Here is a 21,793-nt window from a genome sequence, read left to right as displayed (position 1 = left end):
TACGCTTAAACTCTGCGATCAAGTGCAATCACTTTAATTTCTTATTAGTACCCATAAAGCTCAATCAACTTGATAAACCGAGTCGGATCATTATTATCTTCTACCATCCAGCATACTGCCAAAACCAATCGGACAAAGACCCAATCAGCAATGCGCTGAGAGTCTAAATTCAGTCTGTTCGCTAATCGATCAACACGATACAAAAATAACTCACTAATATTTTCTTGAGAAAGTTCACTTTGATGAATAAAATTAAAGGCAGCCACTTCAAATTCGCGCTCACCAAGCACACCTTTCGGGTCAATCGCCAACCAGCGATCCTTATGGTGAATCACGTTATCGTGATGAAGGTCGCCATGCAAAACAATTTCTTCTTTTATTGAGCCCAATAAATTATTCTTTAATTTTTTTGCTTTACTCAATAAAATTTTTGGTATTTTATCAAAACTTGCCTTATCAATTGCAACTAACCAATCAGCAATATGTTTAAATTCTTTACCATTTTTTGAAATGGCCTCCAAAGGTTTTCCACCACCTCAACATAACTATCAATGATGTATTCATAATCATTAGGCTCAATCGACAGCAAAGACTCACCTGATTCAGCTTGCTCTAGCAGTAAGGCATGATGGTGAGTATGGTGAGTATGGTGAGTATGGTGAGTATGGTGAGTATGGTGAGTATGGTGAGTATGGTGAGTATGGTGAGTATGGTGAGTATGGTGAGTATGGTGAGTATGGTGAGTATGGTGATCTAATAGTTTAACCATCCCCTGACCATTAAAGTACTTCAATGCTAAAATCTCACTTTCAATAATAGAAAAATCACAAGCGATCTTAACCACTATTTTTTCTTCCTTGCCATTTTTACATCTAACCCCTTTAGCAACATAATTCCATGTCATATTATTAACAGGGACTAAGTCAGACAATCCCCAACCATTTTTCAAATCGTTAATAATACCAGGCAAACTCTCTAACCATAGCTTGCCTTTCTCACTAAATAGTTGAGTAATATTATTATATAAAGTATCACTCATAGCTCCACCTATTGCGATCACAACCTTTCAGCTTTAAATACTCAACTTGAGTTAATCGATAAAGCACATGCAAACACAGTTTGTCATTTTTATCGACATTAGGATGGTAGAAATCATCTTTTTTATCATATTTCAAACCAATTTTTTTCATCACCCGCCAAGAGCGTGTATTTAATTTTGCAGTAAAAGAAACGATTTTTTCAAGATTCAAATTCATAAAGCCATGCTCTAATACAGCCAACGCTCCCTCCGTTGCATAACCTTGATTCCAATAATCAAAGGCTAAACGCCAACCAATTTCAACTGCAGGAGTAAAGTGCGACTCAAACTCAGCTAGGCTTAAACCAATAAAGCCAATAAACTCTCTATTTTCCTTCAACTCAACGGCATAAAGCGTATAGCCTAATTTTTCAAGCTGGCCATTTGCTCCCACAATAAATTTTTCAGTTGCTACCCTATCAGGCTTAGCAGGAAAAAACTCCATCACTCGAGAGTCTTGATTAATCTGATACATTTTATCAAGATCACTTTCTTGCCAGGTGCGCAGGATAAGTCGGTTTGTTTCTAGCACTTTCATAACATTTTCCTTTGATGCTTTCAATTGCAATAAACCAATATTTAATTGAATCATTACAACTTCATATAACATAAAACAAAATTATTTTTTACATAGCAAAAAATGTATATTTCCTTAGAGTAAAGAAACGAATAAAACTAACAAAAATTAGGATAAACTCATGAAGTTTGAAAGCATTCTTAGTAAAGTAGAAAAAAATAATTTAAACTCTCTTACTCCAGAGGTACTAGGAGAGTTTGCTAAAAATTATTTAGAAAACTGTGGGCCTAAACCCAGAGATACTTCCAGAACAGAAAATAGAAGATTAGCCACACACTTGCTTTCTTATGCACAAGCCAACCCTTTGGCAACCCCAAAAGAGTGCGCCTCTGTGCTTATAATTGCACTTTCCAAAGTAGCAAGTCCTAGATCCTCATTTACTAAAAACGCGACAAAATTGCTTAACAAAGCTCTTAATACAGGAGTTGAAACAGATCACTATGCGGGCCGTTCAACAATAAGAAAAAGTCCAGATAATATTGCATTAGAGTTCTCAAAAATCATTAAACGCAGAGATGACTTTTGTAGTATTAAAGGAAATAGCACGATTTTCCATAGTAATACACACCAAGAGCGGACTCGACAACCTGAAAGCGCACTAGAGTTTCATAATCAACTATAACGAAAACTGGCGGAGGGACAGGGATTCGAACCCTGGAAGGGCTATTAACCCTTGCCGGTTTTCAAGACCGGTGCATTCAACCGCTCTGCCATCCCTCCGTTCAGGAATCAGAATATTACCCTAATCTTTCACAAATGTGAAGTTGTTTTTGAAATTTATCGCACACCTTTAAGAATAGCCAGAATATTGACCATCAGCCGTCTCTTTACCATGCTTAACTCAGGAGGCGCTATGATCGAGTTTCATCAAGTGAGCAAGATTTACCCGGGTAAGCGAGTTGGCTTAAATAAAGTCAGCTTCAAGCTCGCTCAAGGTGAACTTGCCTTTCTCACCGGCCATTCTGGTGCCGGCAAAAGCACTCTACTTAAACTCATTGCCCATATCGAACTACCGACCTTAGGCGAAATCATTGTCGATAAGCGCAATGTCGCTCGTATTCCTCATCGTGATCTGCCATTTTATCGCCGTAAGCTTGGAATGATATTGCAAGACCCTATTTTACTTTATGACCGCAGTGTCTTTCATAATGTCGCCCTACCATTAATTATGGCTGGCATTAATCATAAAGAATTAAAGGCCAGGGTAGGTGCTGCTTTAAGTCATGTTGGTATGTCGAAGAAAAGTCAGCTGATGCCGCGTGAGCTTTCAGCAGGAGAGCAGCAACGCATTAATATTGCCAGAACTCTCGCCAATATGCCGAGCATTATTCTTGCTGATGAGCCAACAGGGAACCTAGATCCAGAACTTGCGCGCTCAATCATGCAATTATTTTACACCTTAAGCCAAACAGGCGTGACGATTATTATCGCCTCTCACGACATTGATCTAGTACGAGAGCACCAGCAACGCATACTTCACCTTGAGCAAGGAGCTTTAGTCAGTGACGAAAAGAACCAAATCAAGCCAGCAATATCAGCCTCAGAGTAACGGGCTTTGGCAATGGTGCAAATTCCAGCTTGTTGCCTGCAAGCTTAGTCTTGCTAAGCTTGCCGAACACCCTTGGGGCTTTATTATTACCAACTGTGTTATTGCGCTAGGTTTAAGTTTGCCGGTTATGTTGTTTTTATTGTTGAAAAATATCAGTCCATTACAAAGCTCTCTCACTGGCACCACACAAATTTCCGTTTTTACCAAAACAAATGCAAGTGCGCAACAAATTGAAGCTTTAGGCAATCAATTAGAGAAAAATCCAAATCTAAAACGCATTGACTATATCGGACCTAAAGAAGCACTTGCAGAATTTAAAGCTTTTTCCAGTTTTCAGCTTGCCATTGAATCACTCGCAGAAAACCCATTGCCAGGGGTGTATGTCGTTGAACCCCAAGATCACTTTATCGAACAACACCAGCTTACTCGTTTAGCCAAACAACTTTCTCAGCTCGATCATGTCGAATCTATTCAATTAGACCTCGCCTGGGCCGAACGCCTAATGCGTTTTGCAACACTCAGTAAACGTATATTTTTTAGCGTGAGCTTATTATTGGGTCTCGCTTTAACTTTGATTATCTATAACAGTTTAAGATTGCTGCTCAATCAAAGTCGTGATGAAATTCGCATTATGGCGATTTTAGGCGGCACCCGAGCTTTTATCCAGCGCCCGTATCTCTATTTAGGTGCATTTTACGGCTTTACTAGCGCACTATTAAGTCTACTGATTATCCAATTAACTTATTGGTGGTTAAAATCCCCAGCAGACTCTTTTTCCAGCCTCTATTATAGCCAAATGGGCCTGCAAAATATTAATATTTTAGAAGCTTTAATCTTACTCATCATCAGCGTACTGTTAAGTTTAGCCAGTGCCTGGCTCACCACCCGACACTACCTAAAAAAATTACAGTTATGCTAAACAGTATTTAGCACAATGACTTCACCAAGCTTTAAACAGCAGTCGCTGGCTCTTCTGTCAACTCAACACTTTTTAACGGAATAAGCTTAGTTTTTTTAACGGATTTATGCGCGACAATTAAGATAAAGAAAAGAATAATACCACAATAATTAATGAAAAACCTGACAAACTGGCTTCACCATTCACGATTACCATAACTTCTTGACCAATCAGAATAACAATGATTAACGCCATCGCACATAAAGGCGCAAAGGGGAACCAACGTGAGCGATAAGGAAGTTGAGCTAAATCTTTACCCTGTGATGTATAGGCCCTGCGAAAACGATAATGACTCAAACAGATCCCAAACCAAGCGATATAACCTGCATAACTGACCATATTCACCAACCAGCTAAAAATCAGCCCGCCACGATAAGTCGATGCAAGAACAAGAACCACACTCATCAGAGCTGTTGCGATAACACCGATAATAGGCACACCCTGCTTATTAACCTGTTGAAAGGCCCCTGAAGCCTCTTTGGCTTTGCTCATGTGCCACAAAACCCGTGAAGCGGTATACATACTCGCATTCGCAGCAGACAAAATCGCAGTAATAACCACAAGGTTCATAATCGATGCGGCAAACTTAATGCCTGCATTTTCAAAGACAATCGTAAAAGGACTACTCACAACACTAGAATGTGCATTGACTAAGCCAGAATCGGTATAAGGGATTAAAAAGCTAATTACCGCGATCGCCAAAATGTAAAATAATACGATACGCCAAAACACTGTTTTCACGGCTTTGGGGATGGCTTTTTTTAGGGTTATCCGCCTCTCCTGCAGCCACTCCCATAAGCTCTACCCCCTGAAATGAGTAGCCAGCTATTAAAAACACACTAAAAAAACCAAACAAGCCCTGATGAAAAGGTGCATCGCCTAGCGTAATATTGTGAAAGCCAACATTTCCCTGAGATCCTACCAAACCAAAAACCATCAAGGTGCCAACCACAATAAAAATAATCACGGTCGCAACTTTAATAAAGGCCATCCAGTATTCCACTTCACCGTATAGCTTTACCGCTGCAAGATTAATTCCCAAGATCAAAAAGAAGAATAAAGCACTCCAAATCCAGACATCAACATGCGGAAACCAAAATTGCATGACTAAACCCGCCGCAATCACTTCCGATGCGACAACAAATACCCAGTTAAACCAATAATTCCAACTCATGGCAAAACCAAAGGATTTATCAACATATTTAGCCGAATCATCACAAAAAGACCCTGTGGTTGGCGAAAAAGCGGTCATCTCTCCAAGACTTGTCATCACAAACAACACGATAACAGCAACAAGCAAATAGCCCAGTATGGCACCTCCTGGCCCACCACTGTACACAGCGCCGCCGCTTGCTAGTAATAAACCGGTTCCAATCGTCCCACCCAATGCAAGCATAATCAAGTGACGAGGCTTTAAGTTTCGTTTGAGTTTTTGACTCGTTTCCATACAACACCCCTTAATAACAAAAAATCGATGGTGAGCGTAAAAAGCCTATGTAAGTAGACTGATCACAGCTGCAACAACTAAAAAATAAACAAATTAAAAATCAGGAGATAACTGCTTAAAATAAGCGCGCTATAAGATCAGCAATGATGGTGTCGATGCAAAGAGGAATGATGAAAAGAAGCAGAAACAACAGCGTTAGAACAAACAGGGTACGAAACAATAGCAAACATGCTATTTACACTGAGATTTTTCAGGTACTTCCTTCTCATCATTAAAGCCTTTTCTTACTACTATATAAGTGATACAGAATCTATTGATTCTTCATAGTATCGAAAAGGCTTCATCGATGCAAGCGACGATTGTCGCCCTAAGGCGCAATCATCTTGGCAGGGTCTACCGCGTTATCAAACTCTTCAGCACTTAAAAATCCAAGTTTTAAACAAGCTTCTTTTAAGCTCGTCCCTTCTTTATGCGCTGTTTTCGCAATCATTGCCGCTTTGTCGTAACCGATCACCTGGTTTAATGCAGTGACTAGCATTAATGAATGTTTTAAGAAATAATCAATACGCTCATTATTGGCCTTTAGTCCTTCGATACAAAACTCTCTAAAACTCCGCGACGCATCAGCCAGTAATTGCACCGAATGCAGCACATTATGGACCATCACCGGTTTAAAGACATTCAACTCAAAATTACCCTGACTACCGGCAAAACCAACGGCCGCATCATTCCCCATCACCTGCACACAAACCATTGTCATCGCTTCACACTGGGTTGGATTCACTTTTCCAGGCATAATCGATGATCCCGGCTCATTTTCAGGTAAAGCCAACTCACCCAAACCACAACGCGGGCCAGAACCCAACCAGCGCACATCATTCGCAATTTTCATTAATGCCGCTGCAAGTGTTTTAAGAGAACCACTAATTTGTACTAATGCATCATGAGCGGCTAAAACAGCAAATTTATTTTCCGCTGAACTAAATTTCAAACCCGTTTCTTTAGCAATAAATTTAGCTGCTTTCTTGGCAAATTTAGGATGTGTATTAAGACCTGTGCCCACAGCTGTGCCGCCTAAGGCCAGCTCATAAAGGTGAGTTAAGTTATTTTCAATATAAGCGATTGCCTGATTAAGCTGGGTGACATAGCCCGAAAACTCTTGCCCTAGGGTCAATGGCACAGCATCTTGCAAGTGCGTTCTGCCAATTTTGATAATATCCTTATAGTCTTCTTGCTTAGCCGCTATCGCATCACGCAGTGCTTTGGCTTCTGGCAACAGGTGGTGAACAATCGTCTCTACGGTTGCGATATACATCGCCGTTGGGAAAGTGTCATTGGATGATTGGGACATATTGACATGATCATTTGGGTGAACCGGATCTTTACTTCCCATGATGCCGCCGGCAATTTCTATCGCCCGATTCGCAATCACCTCATTGCTGTTCATATTCGTTTGTGTACCACTACCGGTTTGCCAAACGCGCAAGGGAAAGTGTGCATCGAGCTTACCACCAATCACTTCATCTGCCGCTTGTACAATCAAAGCGGCTTTTTCTTTAGGTAGTTTACCCAACGACTCATTGGTTAGCGCCGCTGCTTTTTTTGAATACCCCCAGTGCGCGTATCATCGCTCGCGGCATAATATCGTGACCAATCGCAAAATGATGCAAAGAGCGTTCGGTTTGCGCTCCCCAATACTTGTCACTCTCAACTTGAATCTCACCCATACTATCGGTTTCTGTACGCATTAGCTGTCCCATCCTTTTGCTCCTTGGTTAATCACTCTCACTTTGCCTAGAGTAAAGCGCTGTGACTATAAACTCAACTGATTATAAATATTCACAAAATAACTTGATAATGATTATCATTTATATTACTATAATAATAGTTCAACGGCAGCTCTATCATGCAGGTAGAGATTTTACCCCTCCTATCGCAAGGTGAGAGGGGATTTTTATTTCAGCCCCTCTCAATTCGATAATTTCACTTTAATTCAAAAAGATACATTGATTTTTATTTTGTTGTAGATACAAAAACAATAGAAATATCACACACGATAGATGTCACTTTTCGTTTTTATTTCCACCCCACAGCGACTATTCCTTAAATGAGCCTTAAGAAAAGGCCGTACACAATATCCTCGATATGGAGATTCGAATGAAAAAATTAGCACTGACACTATCCTCTGTTCTTGCCCTTACAGCCGCTGCAACCTTTAGCCCTGCTATCGCCGCTGACCGTGCCAACTTGACCATGGGTGCAATCGTCATTACCCCACTGAATATTGTACAAACTCGTGCTATGAACTTTGGCTATATTTATAAGCCAGCCTCAGGCTCGACAACAAAGGCAACATCTGCGCTATTTAGAGTTACAGGTGAAGGCAACGCTAATGTTCGCATTAGTCATGCACCGACAGCCGTTATGGCAAGTGGCTCAAACCGATTGACTGTCCGTCTAACGGGTGCAGGAACCGTTCGCCTGCCGGCAAGTGGTGCATTGAATAAAGCAATTAATGGCTCTGTTACTGTTGCGAGCTCAACAGCAAAAGGCCGTTATGCAGGCACCACTGTTGTTACTGCCAGTTATCTCTAGTCATTCGTTAAACCTACTTTAAACTTAAACCGCTGCTAATGACCATAAATATTAGCAGCGGCGACTCGTAGCGAACCCCCTACAAAAACCGTAACCCTCTCCCTGTTCATAATCTATCAATACGGTAACATAGGAACGAAGATTGCATTAATTTCATTGCATAAGGAGTATTGCCATGAAAAAGTTTATCTTTGCTATTGGATTACTAATGACTAGTTCAGTTTTTGCATTAGGCGATACCAATATTTCCATGAACGCCTCCGCAGAAATTATTACTCCAATCACCTTACAAGTTGCGCCACTTGAGTTTGGTACACTCGTCAAACCTCAATCAGGTCGAACCGACTATCAAGCAACCGCCTTGCTTGAAATCAGTGGTGAAAAACAACAAACCGTTAAAATCACCATTCCAAACCGTATGAATATTGTCAATGGTAGCGATAGCCTAAGAGTCAATTTATCAATTCCAACCACACAAAAAAGATTAAACAACCAAGGTGAAGCAAGTCTCAATATCACCGGCTCACTGAGAGTGGCTGCAAACACAAAAGCCGGCGATTATACCGGCTCGGCGACAATTACAGCGTCTTATCTTTGAGGTTATCGATACTAAAAACGCACCACGCTTCGCTCTCACACCCCTTTGTTTACTTATAAAACTTGCAAGCCTTCAATAAAATTCAGCGCGTTATTTTTTATCTTTATAATTCTTGCACCGTTCAAAGCAAATTTTCTTCTAAACGATAAACCGTCCATTCATCCATCGGTTTAGCTCCGAGCTTTTTATAAAATTGAATACTCGGCTCATTCCAATCCAATACTGACCATTCAACACGGCCACAATCACGCTTGCGCGCCAATTCAGTAATATAGTTTAGTAAGATTTTACCAAACCCTTTGCCACGCAGCTGAGGCTGAACATATAAATCTTCTAAATAAATACCAGGCTTTGCTAAAAATGTCGAAAAGTTATGAAAAAATAAGGCAAAACCCACAGGTTCATCACGATAATATCCAATAATTACCTCAGCATAGCTATTTTTGCCAAATAAATTTTTAGTGAGCAGAGCGTCTGTTGCAACAACATCATCGGACATTCTCTCATATTCAGCCAACTCTTTAATGAACTGCAAAATTACAGGGACATCACCGACCGTTGCTGTCTTAATCTTAAACTCTTCTGTCATTTAAAATTATCCTTATAAAATATAAAACCCTTACTCACTCTACAGCAAATAAGGGTTTTATTACAGAATATTTAACTATTAATATGTGTTTTTGCTTTATTTTACACCGAGCTCTTTTAAGCGCTCATCTAAATAACTTTTTGCCGTATGCCGTTCTGAAAGAACCACTTCTGAACGCGGATGTAAAAATAACGGCGCCGTCAGGCGTGAGTTTGCTGAACGCTCCCCCGTCGGGTTAATCACACGATGCAAGGTTGAGGGATAATAGCCAGCGGTTGCCTCTTCTAACATATCACCCGCATTGATCACAATGGTTTCCGGCTCACAAGGAACATCCAGCCAATCAGAACCAATCGGTTTTACCTGCAAGCCTGGCTCATTCGATGAAGGTAATACTGTTAATAAATTAATATCACCATGCGCTGCAGCTCGAATAGCCCCCGGCTCTTCACTGCCGGTCATCGGTGGATAGTGTAAAATACGCTGTAGAACATTATCACTATTCTCAATCATGCTAGCAAACGACTCTGAAAGCTTCTCACGAATTTCAGCAGGCGTTTCGCCTTCTAACCAATTTAATAACGTAACAGCAAGTTCAGTCGAACGCTGGCATAATTCATGAGCTTTATTAGATAAGCCCTCTGGATAACGCCCCCATGAATAAATATGATAATACTCTTTAATGTCTTTTTCAGTATGACCTTTCGCCGTTTCAGAGACTTCTGGCGGAAAATAACCATCTTGCTTTTCACGATCAAATAAATATTGATGCTTCGCCTCTGTTTTAAAAAAAGCGAGCCATTCATCATAAACGGCTTGAACCAGCTCAAAGGGAACTCCGTGGTTTTTCACCACAGCAAAACCAGTCTCACGCAAAGAGAGCGCAAAATCTTTCGCTGCATTCTCTGACTGGCAATCAACAATACGCACTTGTTTCATTTTAACTTACCTCAACTTATAACTTTCTATCAAAATCAAATGACATTAATCAATAATATTTTATTCAACCTGCTCTGGCTCACTGAGCTTTTCACCCATCAACCAAACTTCATGGTCTCGCCATTGTAATTGGTTCTGCATAAACCAACTCACCACTTTAGGGTATAAAGCATGCTCTAAGCCTTGAACTCTCTTCGCCAAATATGCTTCACTATCACCTGCCATAATTTCACAACGGCTTTGCGCAACCACCGGGCCACCATCCAAAGCTGGGGTGACAAAATGCACAGATGCACCCTGCTCTTTATCTCCAGCCGCCAAAGCGCGTTTATGCGTGTGTAGCCCTTTATATTTAGGCAATAAAGAAGGGTGAATATTGAGTAAACGCCCTAGAAAGTGCTCAACAAAATTAGCGCTTAAAATACGCATAAAGCCAGCTAAGACAACCAACTTCGGTTGATATCGTTCAATAAGGTCAAGTAATTCGGCATCATAAGCCTCACGCTCATTAAACCCTCGATGGCTCAAAACATGCGTTGGAATTCCTGCCTTCTCAGCCCGCTTTAAGCCCAATACACCCGGCTTATTGCTGATAACCGCAGCAATTTTACCGATTTTTTTCAAATCATTATGAACAGTATCAATCAGGGCCTGTAAATTAGACCCTGAGCCCGAAATCAATACGACAATGCGATCGTTTTCATTGTTCATTGGGAGTACGCCTTACCTAGCAAGAATCACTGGCTGATCTTGCTCTTCAGTAATCTCACCTAACACCCACGCCTTCTCACCTGCAGCGGTTAATTTTTCTAAGCAATAATCAACCTCTTCACGAGTCACACAAACCACCATGCCAACACCACAGTTAAAGGTCCGGTACATCTCGGATGTTTCAACCTGGCCTTCGGCTTGTAACCATTGGAAAATCTCTGGCCACTGCCATGATGAAGTATCAACTTTTGCACTAACGCCTTCAGGCAACACACGAGGCAAATTCTCAGGTAAACCACCCCCAGTAATATGAGCGCAGGACAAGATTTTCTCTTCATTAAATAATGGCAATAAAGACTTCACATAAACTCGTGTTGGGGCAAGTAATAGTTCAGCCAGTGTTTTGCCCGATAATTCCGTATCAAAACCTTTACCCGCAACCTCTAGAATTTTACGAACGAGTGAATAGCCGTTGGAGTGCACACCCGATGATCCTAAACCAATCAATACATCACCGGCTTTCACCTTGCTTGCATCAACAATGCGCTCTTTCTCAGCCACACCAACACAAAAACCTGCAAGATCATAATCACCCGCACTGTACATACCTGGCATCTCAGCTGTTTCACCACCGACAAGTGCCGCTCCTGCTTGTAAGCAACCTTCCCCGATGCCTTGAACTACAGCAGCAGCCACATCAACATCAAGTTCACCGGTTGCATAATAATCAAGAAAGAATAAGGGTTCAGCACCAATAACGATCAAATCATTGACACACATGGCAACTAAGTCAATACCGACAGTATCATGAATACCCAGCTCTAAAGCGAGCTTCAGCTTCGTACCCACACCGTCGGTTCCAGAAACAAGAACGGGGGCCTTGTAACGATCAACAGGCAACTCAAACAAAGCACCAAAGCCGCCTAAACCACCCATCACTCCGGGGCGATGTGTTGCCTTTGCAACATGCTTAATACGCTCAACCAAGCGGTTACCAGCGTCAATATTGACTCCAGCATCACGATAACTCAAAGAAGGCTTCTGCACGATCGACACTCCTGGCATTTCAATACAACATGCGCATTGTATCAGCCTGAACCCTCGCTGCAAGAGTAAGAAGACAATTACTACGGACTTATATACACTTATTATAGAGTTTTCTCTAAAATAAAAGGCAAACCAATGCGCCGGTTACTGCATTTCCTCCTGCTTATAACCTCCCTTTATCTGCTCAACACTTCTCTAAGTTTTGCGGTATTTTTGCCTCACTTATTCCAGGCAAATATCCCCATTGATCAAAATACACAAAGTGAGCGCGACCTTGCCCTAGGGACTGCCTTATTTAGCACGTTAAACAAAATCACCACACAAAACTTATCTTCTGAACAAAAAAAGCAACTACAGCAATCGCCTTGGCGCTTTGTCAGCTCCTACACCATCAAAAAAATCCCTCAGCCTGCCAAGCCCACCGAAGCTATTCACTCAAACGAGCCAAACCAAACAATACAACCTCAAGCCATCACCGAACCTGACTCCTTAGTCTTTCATGTCCAATTGAACGAACAACGCTTAAAAGCCTGGCTTAAGAAAAATAAAATTCAATTTTGGGATAATTACCGCCCAATCACACTGGTTTGGCTGGTGATCGATAACGATATGCAAAAGCTGATCGTCGGCGATAATGATCAACTGACTACGAGTGTTCTTAACAAAGCCGCTGAAAAGTATGGAATTCCTTTGCAATTCCCTAAAGTCGATGTGCGTGATCTCAAACAAATCAGTGCCGATGAAATCTGGAATTTTAACATCCCAGCACTTAAAAAAGCTTCACAGCGCTATCGCCCAGATACCATACTCGCAGGCCGGGTGTTTCCTACCGCCACAGGCTGGGAAACCCACTGGCAACTCATCACCAAAAATAAACAAACACTCAGCTGGAGCAGCGCGAGCGAACATTTAAGCTCGGTCCTTAAAACCGCAACCGGCCATCTTGCTCACAACCTAGCGCAGCTTTACCAAAGCTCAGAAGAAGAGCATCAGTTTACCATTCAAGTGCTCGGCATCGACCACTTACAACAATATCGTAACTTAACTACCTACCTTGCTAAACAACACGTGATTAGCCAAGTCCAGACTAAAGTCATCTCAGCTGATACCGTCACTTTAGACTTAACCAGCAATGTGAATCAAAAGCAATTACTGAAAATCCTTGCTTTAAGCCGCAAACTCTCCACAATAGAGACTCAAACAGCACCCGACGGCGCACTCAAGTTCCGCTGGCAAGGGTAAATAACCATGAATAAGGAGATCGACGTGCAAATTAAACGTTGGCTACTTCCCGCATCCATCGCCGTATTTTTTTTGCTCGTTTACTTGCTAAGCCCCATTTTAGGCTCATTTTTCGCCGCCATCTTACTCGCCTACCTTGGTAGCCCCTGGGTATCACGCTTGGAGAAATACCGCATTCCAAGAACCCTGAGCGTCTTGGTTATTTTATTTATCATCGGTGCCGTACTTTTCAGCCTGCCATTAATTATTATTCCGATGGTTGAAACTCAGGTCATACTTTTAATTAACCAGCTGCCGAAAATTAATAATTATCTACAAAACCAGATTTTCCCTCTACTCAACCATTATTTACACATTAATTTACAACCGATTAACCTCACTGACCTCACGCAAAAGTTCAGCACTATAATCACGCAAAATCCAGATTTATTAAAAATTTCTTGGAATACGATATTTAGCTCAGGGATTAAAATTATTGAATGGGGCGTCCAAATCGTTCTTGTTCCTGTTGTCGCCTTTTATTTCCTGCGTGATTGGAATAGCATTCTTGCCAAAGGCCGTAATCTTTTACCCCGCCGCCTAGAACCGACTTTATATAAACTAATTATTAACTGTGATGAAGTTCTTGCTTCTTTTTTACGCGGTCAGCTCTTTGTCATGCTTTGCTTGGGTATTTTCTATGCATTAGGTTTATCGCTAGTCGGCTTAAAAACCGCTGTTTTAATCGGTATGCTCGTCGGCATCATCAGCATTGTCCCCTATTTAGGCAGTATCGCAGGGATTATCATTGCTGTTTTAAGTGCCATCGCCCAATTCCAAGACATTACCCATATTATCTATGTGCTTATCGTTTTTGTCTTAGGTCATGCACTCGAAGGCTGGATACTCACTCCTCTTTTGGTCGGTGATCGCATCGGCTTACACCCGGTTGCTGTCATTTTCGCCGTACTTGCCGGCGGTCAGCTGTTTGGCTTTGCCGGTGTCTTACTCGCACTTCCTGCCGCCGCAATTATTATGGTCATTATTCGCTATTTCTATCAAGATTATATCGACAGTCATTTTTACCAGCAAGAAAGCCAGCATATAGAAAAGTAACCTACTAAAAATATCAAGTAAAATAAAAGGTAGCGTTTAAGTCATGATGCAGAAAATTATTGTTATTACCGGCTGCTCAAAAAAGGAGGGGGTTGGCTATAACCTAGCCTTAGAGCTTCTCAAACAAGGCCACAAAGTCATTGCGACTGTTCGCAATGTAGAAACCAGTGAATTACAACAAAGCCACCTCCCTAGAAATGGCAACAACCTGGATCTAAGGCAGCTAGATTTATGTGATGACACTTCGACTCAAACATTTATTAGCAATGTCCTAGCAGACTATAGCTACATCGATGTTCTTGTGAATAATGCGGCTAATGTTGTTATAGGCCCTGTTGAAAGTGCGAGTCAAGAAGATATCAACACCACCTTTCAAACAAAAGTGTTTGGCCCACTCGCATTAATAAAAGGGTTCGTTCCTGCCATGCGAGAGCGTCGTTCAGGTACTATCACAACCACAGGTAGCGTCTTTTGTACAATGCCTTTCATCATGCCAGGAATAGCAGTTTACCTCAGCGCACTGCAAGCACTTGAGCGCATACAAGAGTCACTGGCAATTGAGCTTGCTCCTTGGGGTATTAATGTCTTTAATTTTCACCCAGGCCCCATTCAAACAACGCTGTCTTGCTTTGATGGCTCACGCAAAGAAATCACCGAACAATTCTACAAAAACTTTACGAGCCATGCTTATCAATGGTTCGACGACAATACCGTCTGGCAATCTGCAGCTGACGTTGCGAAAATTTTTTCCGAAGCGATTTTAAGCAAAAGTCCAGATTTTCATACCTATAGCAATGAGTTTGGCCGCCAGTTTGCCGCAAAAAATCAGTCAGATTTAAGTGCAAACAGCTACCGTGACCAGTTTATTAACTACCTAACATCATTAGATTATACTTCCGATGATTGGAAGATATAAAAGTACACACCTTTTAATATCAATTATCACTCCTTTAAGCTCAAACCATACTGATAAAAGTCACGCTTACTTTTGCCCGTAATCTCAGCGGCCAACTGCGCTGCTGTTTTTACTTTTACTTGCTCTAGCAATAACTTCATAATACGTTCATCTTCAGTGCTTAAGGCCTGTTCAGCCTTTTTCTCAGCACCTGAAACCAAAACAACAAACTCGCCACGTTGCTGATTGCTATCATTCTCTAACCATTTAACTAGCTCTGTCAGAGGGGCTTTTTTAACTGTTTCATATTGCTTAGTCAACTCACGCGCAATACAGGCCTCGCGATTACCCCCCAACACCACGGCCATTTGGGCAATACAATCATAAATACGGTGGGGAGCCTCATAAAAAATCAAAGTCGCAGTATCATCAACTAAGCTTTGCAAACGCTGCCCTCGCCCAGATGACTTCGCCGGCAAAAATCCAACAAAGCGAAATTCATCAGAGGCGAGGCCAGAAACAGACAACGCCGCAATCAATGCGCTCACCCCAGGGATCGGCACAACTTTAATAGCTTTCTCATGCGCTAGGCGAACAAAATGATAGCCTGGGTCACTGACTAAAGGCGTCCCTGCATCTGAGATTAAAGCAATGCTGTCGCCCTGCTCAATACGCTCTAATAATGCCAAAGACTTCTCGCGCTCATTATGCTCATGCAAAGTGAGCGTCGGAGTTTGAATATTAAAATGCTGCATCAGGCGCTTACTATGGCGAGTATCTTCAGCGGCAATCACGCTCACTTCTTTTAATATTTCGATCGCCCGAGGTGTTAAATCTCCCAAATGACCGATGGGAGTTGCAACTATATATAAACAGGCTGGCATTAATAATCTCTCTTTATTTCTAAAAAACAATAACCGTTTTACTAAATTATTTAACGTTTAAAGGCATCGATCAGCCAATGTAATATCGCCATGCTGACATGGCCTCCCAAGTAAAACCAAACAATCGTCCCACACCATTCATGAACTTCTTTTAAGGGATGAATCTGCCCAATCGTAAATATATGACTTAAAGATAACAACCACCATATCGTACCAGTCGATGCCGTTGCAATCACCAACAGCAAACCCAAACCATGAATCAAGCCTGATAAGCCGCCCGTACTATGCGAAGCTGGTAAGATACCTTTCAGTAACGCTTTGCATTGCCGCCAGATCGTTTGCCAACCCACTCTAGACCAAGGAAATAAATGTGGGCCGCGCTTTAAAATAACGAAGGCCCAGACCACATAACAAATCAACAGTATTAAAGTTAGTATCCCCATATATTCATGCGTTTGATAGCCCCAAGCCTCAAAGGCACTCACGTGACGACCTGGCTTTGGCCGATGCATAAAAGTGCTAGTAATCAGCTGTCCTATAATGCAAAAGGCAAACAGTGAATGGAGAACTAACGTTATCGGCTGCCAACCGTTTTTAGTCGTGTTAAAATCAGTCATAGTCACACTTCATTATTAAATTATTTAATCTAAGTTTACTTAAAAATCAGACAGTTTTACTCGCATTTCAAATCGCTTTCATTCATAGTCATAGTAATGGAGTTAGAATATTAGGAAGATAATCATGCCAAACCCATTTACTCAACATTTAACCGATGTCAATGAAAGCTATTTTTCACATATGCGTTTCGCACTGCGACAATGTAGTCGATTATTTGTTGCCGCTTGCTGCTTAATTATTCATGCATTTTTACCCTTTATTCTTGTTCATACTGCTAGCAATCTCATCGATAAAATTTATAAGGACCTCGAGGCAAAGCGTAACTGCAAATCAGCATCTAAACTCGTTTAGCAAACCTGTAATTTTGGCAAAGCAGAATAAAAAGATCGTTATCATCACGATCTTTCTTGACTCACTTGCTGCTCTATCTTAGCGTTATGAAAGTTCAGATAAACGCTGTAAAATAATATCTAGCTTATTTTCTACACGCTCCAAGCGCTCCTCTAGGCTTATGCTTGAAACCACGACTCCCTGGGTATTATTAGGACCCATCGCTGGGCGAGCTTGCGGGTGACTCACATTTTCCGATAACTGATCCATCGCCAAGTTCGCAAGTTCATCACAACGCTCATTATACGGATGACCACTATGGCCTTTCACCCAATGCCACTCAATATTAAGGTTTTCATTGAGCTGGTCCAGCTGCTGCCACAAGTCTTTATTCAGGACATCTTTTTTTTGAGAAGTCTTCCAACCATTTTTCTTCCAATTATGTACCCACTGGTTGATCCCTTGTTTAACATAATTGGAATCGGTGGTTAATCGCGCTTGAGTACCAGAAGGTAGCGCCTCTAAGGCTTTAATCGCTGCGGTCAATTCCATGCGATTATTGGTCGTATGGTCTTCAAAGCCACTTAACTCTGTTTCACTTTGATTATTAACAATCACAGCGCCCCAACCGCCTGGCCCTGGGTTTCCTCGACAGCCTCCATCCGTATAAATATCTATCATCAGCTTTGATCTTCCTTCTTTTGAATTTCTTCATGACCATTGACCAGATCAAACCACTCCTCGGCATAAGTCGGTGTCGCCAGCAGCTCATCAATATACTTAAAACGCTCATCTTCGACCAACATGCCATCATCATTTAGCCAGGCGAGCCACACACCATTGATACCATACTGCTTAACTAAGGCTTCGGCCTCAGCATTGCTTAACTCACGCTCAGCAGACAATGTTGCAATATCGGTGATACCGCAGATAAAGCGCATCTTATGACGCTCAAAACCATATTTCTTTGATAACTTGTCAATTTGTTGGATCAAGGCCGGATAACTCATGTATTCAAACACCTAAACTTTAATTCATCTTGGCCTCATTATACGCAACCACAGTGAGGATCATAGTCTCCAAGTCTATTCAATAAAAAAAGGTGCTATCAAAGCACCCTTTAGTGTCATACAATCAATAGGCAAAAAAGCTCATTCATGCAAGCGTATACAAGCAGCCTGGCTTCTTCGAGCTGCTTGTAGCTCTGGCACATTGTCACCACAGGCATCGACGGCACGTGGGCAACGCGTTCTAAATACACAACCACTCGGTGGTGAAATCGGTGATGGTAAATCCCCTTGTAATAGCTCTAGTTTTTTCGTGCGTTCTTTTTCAGGGTCCGGCACTGGCACCGCTGACATTAACGCTTGGGTATACGGATGCTCAGGGCTATCAAATAAATCATCCTTATCAGCAATTTCCATAATATGACCTAGGTACATTACTAATACTCGGTCACTAATATGCTTGACGATACTTAAATCATGAGCAATAAAAATCAATGATAAGTCTAATTTCTTCTGCAAATCACGCAGCAAATTAACAATTTGCGCCTGAATAGAAACATCCAAAGCACTCACCGGTTCATCACAAACGATCATTTTTGGCTTTAAAATGAGTGCACGTGCAATACCAATACGCTGACATTGCCCTCCTGAAAACTCATGCGGATAACGATTCACTTGATTTGGCAATAAGCCAACAAGCTTCATCATCGCTTTAACTTCTGCCATGACTTCTGCTTTTTTCTTCTCAGGATAAAAGGCGTTTAATGGCTCAGCAATAATCTCTCCCACAGTCATTCTAGGATTTAATGAGGCTAATGGGTCTTGAAAAATTACTTGTAACTGACGGCGTTTTTCACGCATGCTTTTTTTATCGAGTTCACGTAGATCTTCACCCAACCAGAGTACTCTGCCATTTTGAGAAGGTAATAAACCTAGAATAGCTCTCGCCAGCGTTGATTTCCCACATCCCGATTCGCCTACTACACCAAGAGTCTCACCGGCATAAAGCTCAAAATTAACACCATCAACAGCTTTTAAGGTTTTTGAAGGCTGCCAGGGCCAGGTTTTTCCTTGGTTCACTTTAAAATGGACTTTTAAATCTTCAATTTTTAATATCGGTGCAGCACTCATTATGCAACCTCCTCAATACGGTGACAGGCACCTTCTCTTTGGTCAAACCGACGCAAAGAAGGTGCTTTCTCAGTACAGACACTACTCGCCACAGGACAACGATCTTGAAATGGGCAACCTTTGGGTAAGTGCAGCAAATTAGGTGGATTGCCTGGAATTGTCGCTAATTCTTCATCCACTTGATCCAAGCGTGGCAAGGCTTTTAATAAGCCCTGTGTATAAGGGTGCAATGGTTTTGCAAAAATATCATCGACACTGGCATGCTCCATCGTTTGCCCGGCATACATCACCATCACATCATCACAACTGCCTGCGACCACGCCTAAGTCATGGGTAATCATAATAATCGACGTGTTAAAGTCTTTTTGCAGCTCGCGCAATAAATCTAGAATCTGCGCTTGAACCGTCACATCTAAAGCGGTTGTCGGTTCATCGGCAATCAATAATTCTGGACGACATAATAACGCCATGGCAATCATCACTCGCTGGCGCATTCCCCCAGAAAACTCATGCGGATACATCCTCACCCGCTTTGCAGCTTCAGGAATTTTTACCGCATCCAGCATTCTTATTGCCTCTTGCTTCGCTTCGGCTTTAGTCATCCCTTTGTGTAAAGTTAAAACCTCAGACATCTGCTTAGCAACCGTTAAGTAAGGGTTTAATGACGTCATTGGATCTTGAAAAATCATCGAAATATGACGACCACGCACCCGATTTAACTCTGAAAGTGGCATACCGATAAGCTCTTCACCTTTAAATTTAATCGACCCTGTCGTCTGACCATTTTTTGCCAATAGTCCCATTAAAGCGAGTACAGTCTGGCTTTTACCAGAACCTGACTCGCCGACAATCCCTAAGGTCTTTCCCTTCTCTAAAGAAAAGTTGACATTATTGACTGCACCGACAAAGCCTTCGGGTGTTTTAAATTTGACTTGTAGATTTTCAACCGTTAATAAACTCATGATCGACTCCTAATGCCCTTTGGGATCGAGCGCATCGCGTAAGCCATCGCCGATAAAATTAAAACAGTATAAAATCAACGCTAATGCCGCACCGGGGAAAACAATGGTCCACCAAGCGACCGTCATATTTTGCGCACCACTATTCACTAATACCCCCAAACTTGTCATCGGCGCCTGCACCCCCAAACCTAAGAAGCTCAAAAAAGCAGCAGTCAAAATAACCGTTGGCACCGTAAGTGTCGCATAAACGACAACTACACCTAATAAGTTAGGGACAATATGGCGGATAATAATCCTAAACCGACTCACGCCAGAGGCATGGGCCGCCTCGATGAACTCTTTACTTTTTAAACTTAATGTTTGACCACGCACGATCCTTGCCATATCAAGCCAAGAAATCGCTCCAATCGCCACGAACATCAAAATAAAATTACGGCCAAAAAAAGTCATCAATAAAATAACAAAAAACAAAAAGGGCAAGGAATAAAGCACATCAACCACGCGCATCATTAACCCATCGACTTTCCCACCTATAAAACCAGCGGTTGCACCATATAAAATACCAATCACGATACTGACAATCGTTGCGATAAAACCAACATATAAAGTAATTCTTCCGCCTTCCATCGTCCGCACAAACAAATCTCTGCCAAGCTCATCGGTGCCAAAAATGTGATGGACATTAGGGGCACTAAATATCGCACTCCAATCTGTTTGTTCTATGGTATACGAACTAAACCAAGGCCCAGCAATAATAGCAAGTATCATTATTACTAAGACAATTAAACTAACTACAGCTCCTTTATTTTTAAAAAAACGCCGCATCGCATCCGCCCAAAGGCTACGCCCTTTCACATCCTTTTCAACGGCCATTTCCAGTGATTTCACTAAGCTGCCCACGGGCTTCCCTAAACTCTCTTGTTTTTTCATTGCAATTGCCATGATATTCAACCTAATTAATATCTGATTTTAGGGTCTAAAAGTGCATATAGAATATCAACTAAAAAATTAAATAAAATAATCATTGCACCAAATAAAATAGTTAATCCAAGCACTGTTGTGTAGTCACGATTCGTTGCCGCCTGAACAAGCAAAGTACCGATACCTGGCAAACCAAAAAATTTGCTCAACAACAACGGACCCTGTAATCACCGCAGCCATTGCTGGCCCCAAATAAGAAATAACAGGCATTAATGCGGGTTTTAAAGCATGGCGGGTCACGATAGTAAATCCAGATAGACCTTTGCTTTTTGCAGTACGAATAAAGTTACTACTTAAAACTTCAATCATACTTCCACGCATAATCCTAGCAATAATAGCTAACTGCGGAATAGCTAAGGCAATTACTGGTAATAACAGGTGAGAAAAGCTCCCTCCTCCCCAAGTTCCTGCAGGCAGCCACTTTAAGCCAATAGCAAAAACTAATACCATAATCGGCGCAACAACAAAGTTAGGAATCGAAATACCAAACATAGAAAACGACATAACTAAATAATCAACCCAGGAATTTTGCCGAAGTGCAGCAATACTCCCTAATAAAA

At 41.7% G+C, this 21,793-nt stretch carries 24 protein-coding genes, 1 tRNA gene and 3 pseudogenes; 9 read left to right on the top strand and 19 right to left on the bottom strand.

Annotated elements, in window-relative coordinates; translation table 11 throughout:
- Positions 1-44: 44 nt before the first annotated feature.
- Genes BGC07_RS12030 through BGC07_RS12020 form a run of 3 tightly spaced genes read right to left on the bottom strand, consistent with a single transcriptional unit; the run spans position 45 to position 1,616 of the window.
- Positions 45-521 carry an aminoglycoside phosphotransferase family protein gene (locus BGC07_RS12030; protein ID WP_077216884.1) on the bottom strand — a complete coding sequence of 159 codons (477 nt, stop codon included), beginning with the start codon at positions 519-521 and terminating at the stop codon, positions 45-47.
- Positions 467-1,039 carry a hypothetical protein gene (locus tag BGC07_RS22385; RefSeq protein WP_069313311.1) on the bottom strand — a complete coding sequence of 191 codons (573 nt, stop codon included), beginning with the start codon at positions 1,037-1,039 and terminating at the stop codon, positions 467-469. The genes BGC07_RS12030 and BGC07_RS22385 overlap by 55 nt, the downstream gene beginning before the upstream one ends.
- Positions 1,032-1,616 carry a GNAT family N-acetyltransferase gene (locus BGC07_RS12020; RefSeq protein WP_069313882.1) on the bottom strand — a complete coding sequence of 195 codons (585 nt, stop codon included), beginning with the start codon at positions 1,614-1,616 and terminating at the stop codon, positions 1,032-1,034. The genes BGC07_RS22385 and BGC07_RS12020 overlap by 8 nt, the downstream gene beginning before the upstream one ends.
- A gap of 160 nt (positions 1,617-1,776) precedes the next feature.
- Between BGC07_RS12020 and BGC07_RS12015 the strand changes: the two genes are divergently transcribed.
- A complete protein-coding gene (locus BGC07_RS12015) occupies positions 1,777-2,277 on the top strand; it encodes a hypothetical protein (protein WP_069313310.1) in 501 nt (166 codons plus the stop codon).
- A gap of 7 nt (positions 2,278-2,284) precedes the next feature.
- Here the strand turns inward: BGC07_RS12015 and BGC07_RS12010 are convergent.
- A tRNA-Ser gene (locus tag BGC07_RS12010) sits at positions 2,285-2,375 on the bottom strand.
- 133 nt (positions 2,376-2,508) lie between these two features.
- On the opposite strand from BGC07_RS12010, the gene BGC07_RS12005 reads away from it, so the two are divergent.
- Positions 2,509-3,204, top strand: coding sequence for a cell division ATP-binding protein FtsE (locus tag BGC07_RS12005; protein WP_069313309.1), 696 nt, complete (start codon positions 2,509-2,511; stop codon positions 3,202-3,204).
- On the top strand, positions 3,158-4,123 hold the full coding sequence (gene ftsX, locus BGC07_RS12000) for a permease-like cell division protein FtsX (RefSeq protein WP_069313308.1): 966 nt from the start codon (positions 3,158-3,160) through the stop codon (positions 4,121-4,123). The genes BGC07_RS12005 and ftsX overlap by 47 nt, the downstream gene beginning before the upstream one ends.
- A 31-nt stretch (positions 4,124-4,154) precedes the next feature.
- On the opposite strand, the pseudogene BGC07_RS23665 reads toward ftsX, so the two are convergent.
- A pseudogene (locus BGC07_RS23665) lies at positions 4,155-5,609 on the bottom strand (amino acid permease).
- Positions 5,610-5,976: 367 nt separating this feature from the next.
- Positions 5,977-7,357 (bottom strand): annotated as a pseudogene (gene fumC / locus BGC07_RS11990) (class II fumarate hydratase).
- 409 nt (positions 7,358-7,766) lie between these two features.
- On the opposite strand from fumC, the gene BGC07_RS11985 reads away from it, so the two are divergent.
- Positions 7,767-8,204 (top strand): DUF4402 domain-containing protein, encoded by a 438-nt coding sequence (locus BGC07_RS11985; protein WP_069313307.1) that lies wholly within the window; start codon positions 7,767-7,769, stop codon positions 8,202-8,204.
- Between the two features lie 175 nt (positions 8,205-8,379).
- Positions 8,380-8,802 (top strand): DUF4402 domain-containing protein, encoded by a 423-nt coding sequence (locus BGC07_RS11980; RefSeq protein ID WP_069313306.1) that lies wholly within the window; start codon positions 8,380-8,382, stop codon positions 8,800-8,802.
- 121 nt (positions 8,803-8,923) lie between these two features.
- On the opposite strand, the gene BGC07_RS11975 is transcribed toward BGC07_RS11980, so the two are convergent.
- The 4 genes from BGC07_RS11975 to purM all read right to left on the bottom strand — a co-directional run bounded on the left by BGC07_RS11975 (position 8,924) and on the right by purM (position 12,088).
- Positions 8,924-9,391, bottom strand: coding sequence for a GNAT family N-acetyltransferase (locus tag BGC07_RS11975; protein ID WP_069313305.1), 468 nt, complete (start codon positions 9,389-9,391; stop codon positions 8,924-8,926).
- 96 nt (positions 9,392-9,487) lie between these two features.
- Positions 9,488-10,330: a 2OG-Fe(II) oxygenase family protein gene (locus BGC07_RS11970; protein ID WP_069313304.1), complete on the bottom strand. Its 843-nt coding sequence runs from the start codon at positions 10,328-10,330 to the stop codon at positions 9,488-9,490.
- A 60-nt stretch (positions 10,331-10,390) separates the two neighbouring features.
- Positions 10,391-11,041 carry a phosphoribosylglycinamide formyltransferase gene (gene purN / locus BGC07_RS11965; protein ID WP_069313303.1) on the bottom strand — a complete coding sequence of 217 codons (651 nt, stop codon included), beginning with the start codon at positions 11,039-11,041 and terminating at the stop codon, positions 10,391-10,393.
- Between the two features lie 12 nt (positions 11,042-11,053).
- Entirely contained in the window at positions 11,054-12,088 is a 1,035-nt protein-coding gene (gene purM / locus BGC07_RS11960) for a phosphoribosylformylglycinamidine cyclo-ligase (RefSeq protein ID WP_139121689.1), read from the bottom strand.
- Between the two features lie 135 nt (positions 12,089-12,223).
- Here purM and BGC07_RS11955 point away from each other — a divergent pair, with 135 nt between their 5' ends.
- The 3 genes from BGC07_RS11955 to BGC07_RS11945 are packed head-to-tail and all read left to right on the top strand — an operon-like array spanning position 12,224 to position 15,341.
- Entirely contained in the window at positions 12,224-13,330 is a 1,107-nt protein-coding gene (locus tag BGC07_RS11955) for a DUF2066 domain-containing protein (RefSeq protein ID WP_069313301.1), read from the top strand.
- 24 nt (positions 13,331-13,354) lie between these two features.
- The gene (locus tag BGC07_RS11950; protein WP_077216883.1) at positions 13,355-14,425 is read left to right on the top strand and encodes an AI-2E family transporter; all 1,071 of its coding nucleotides are present in this window, start codon (positions 13,355-13,357) and stop codon (positions 14,423-14,425) included.
- Positions 14,426-14,468: 43 nt separating this feature from the next.
- Positions 14,469-15,341, top strand: a complete 873-nt coding sequence (locus BGC07_RS11945; protein WP_069313299.1) for an SDR family NAD(P)-dependent oxidoreductase — start codon at positions 14,469-14,471, stop codon at positions 15,339-15,341.
- Positions 15,342-15,367: 26 nt separating this feature from the next.
- Here BGC07_RS11945 and rsmI read toward each other — a convergent pair whose 3' ends face one another.
- Both rsmI and BGC07_RS11935 read right to left on the bottom strand, forming a co-directional pair.
- Positions 15,368-16,204, bottom strand: a complete 837-nt coding sequence (gene rsmI, locus BGC07_RS11940) for a 16S rRNA (cytidine(1402)-2'-O)-methyltransferase (RefSeq protein ID WP_069313298.1) — start codon at positions 16,202-16,204, stop codon at positions 15,368-15,370.
- Between the two features lie 50 nt (positions 16,205-16,254).
- On the bottom strand, positions 16,255-16,821 hold the full coding sequence (locus BGC07_RS11935; RefSeq protein ID WP_069313297.1) for a cytochrome b/b6 domain-containing protein: 567 nt from the start codon (positions 16,819-16,821) through the stop codon (positions 16,255-16,257).
- 124 nt (positions 16,822-16,945) lie between these two features.
- On the opposite strand from BGC07_RS11935, the gene BGC07_RS11930 reads away from it, so the two are divergent.
- Positions 16,946-17,173, top strand: a complete 228-nt coding sequence (locus tag BGC07_RS11930; protein WP_069313296.1) for a DUF6356 family protein — start codon at positions 16,946-16,948, stop codon at positions 17,171-17,173.
- Between the two features lie 237 nt (positions 17,174-17,410).
- On the opposite strand, the pseudogene rnhA reads toward BGC07_RS11930, so the two are convergent.
- The 7 genes and pseudogenes from rnhA to BGC07_RS22380 all read right to left on the bottom strand — a co-directional run.
- Positions 17,411-17,833 (bottom strand): annotated as a pseudogene (rnhA, locus tag BGC07_RS11925) (ribonuclease HI); the annotation flags it as partial.
- A complete protein-coding gene (locus tag BGC07_RS11920; protein ID WP_069313294.1) occupies positions 17,833-18,162 on the bottom strand; it encodes a hypothetical protein in 330 nt (109 codons plus the stop codon). The gene BGC07_RS11920 and the pseudogene rnhA, both read right to left, overlap by 1 nt.
- A gap of 141 nt (positions 18,163-18,303) precedes the next feature.
- On the bottom strand, positions 18,304-19,290 hold the full coding sequence (gene oppF / locus BGC07_RS11915; protein ID WP_069313293.1) for a murein tripeptide/oligopeptide ABC transporter ATP binding protein OppF: 987 nt from the start codon (positions 19,288-19,290) through the stop codon (positions 18,304-18,306).
- Positions 19,290-20,252, bottom strand: a complete 963-nt coding sequence (locus BGC07_RS11910; RefSeq protein ID WP_069313292.1) for an oligopeptide/dipeptide ABC transporter ATP-binding protein — start codon at positions 20,250-20,252, stop codon at positions 19,290-19,292. The genes oppF and BGC07_RS11910 overlap by 1 nt, the downstream gene beginning before the upstream one ends.
- 9 nt (positions 20,253-20,261) lie before the next feature.
- Positions 20,262-21,194 (bottom strand): ABC transporter permease, encoded by a 933-nt coding sequence (locus BGC07_RS11905; protein WP_069313291.1) that lies wholly within the window; start codon positions 21,192-21,194, stop codon positions 20,262-20,264.
- Positions 21,195-21,208: 14 nt separating this feature from the next.
- Positions 21,209-21,346, bottom strand: coding sequence for an ABC transporter permease subunit (locus BGC07_RS23345; RefSeq protein WP_268801658.1), 138 nt, complete (start codon positions 21,344-21,346; stop codon positions 21,209-21,211).
- On the bottom strand, positions 21,318-21,793 hold a 476-nt coding region (locus BGC07_RS22380; RefSeq protein WP_268801657.1), incomplete at its 5' end, for an ABC transporter permease subunit. The genes BGC07_RS22380 and BGC07_RS23345, both read right to left, overlap by 29 nt.

Origin of the sequence: Piscirickettsia litoralis (genome assembly GCF_001720395.1) — a bacterium.
In the GTDB taxonomy this organism is placed as follows: Bacteria; Pseudomonadota; Gammaproteobacteria; order Piscirickettsiales; family Piscirickettsiaceae; genus Piscirickettsia; species Piscirickettsia litoralis.
This window is presented reverse-complemented; position numbering and strand designations above follow the sequence as displayed.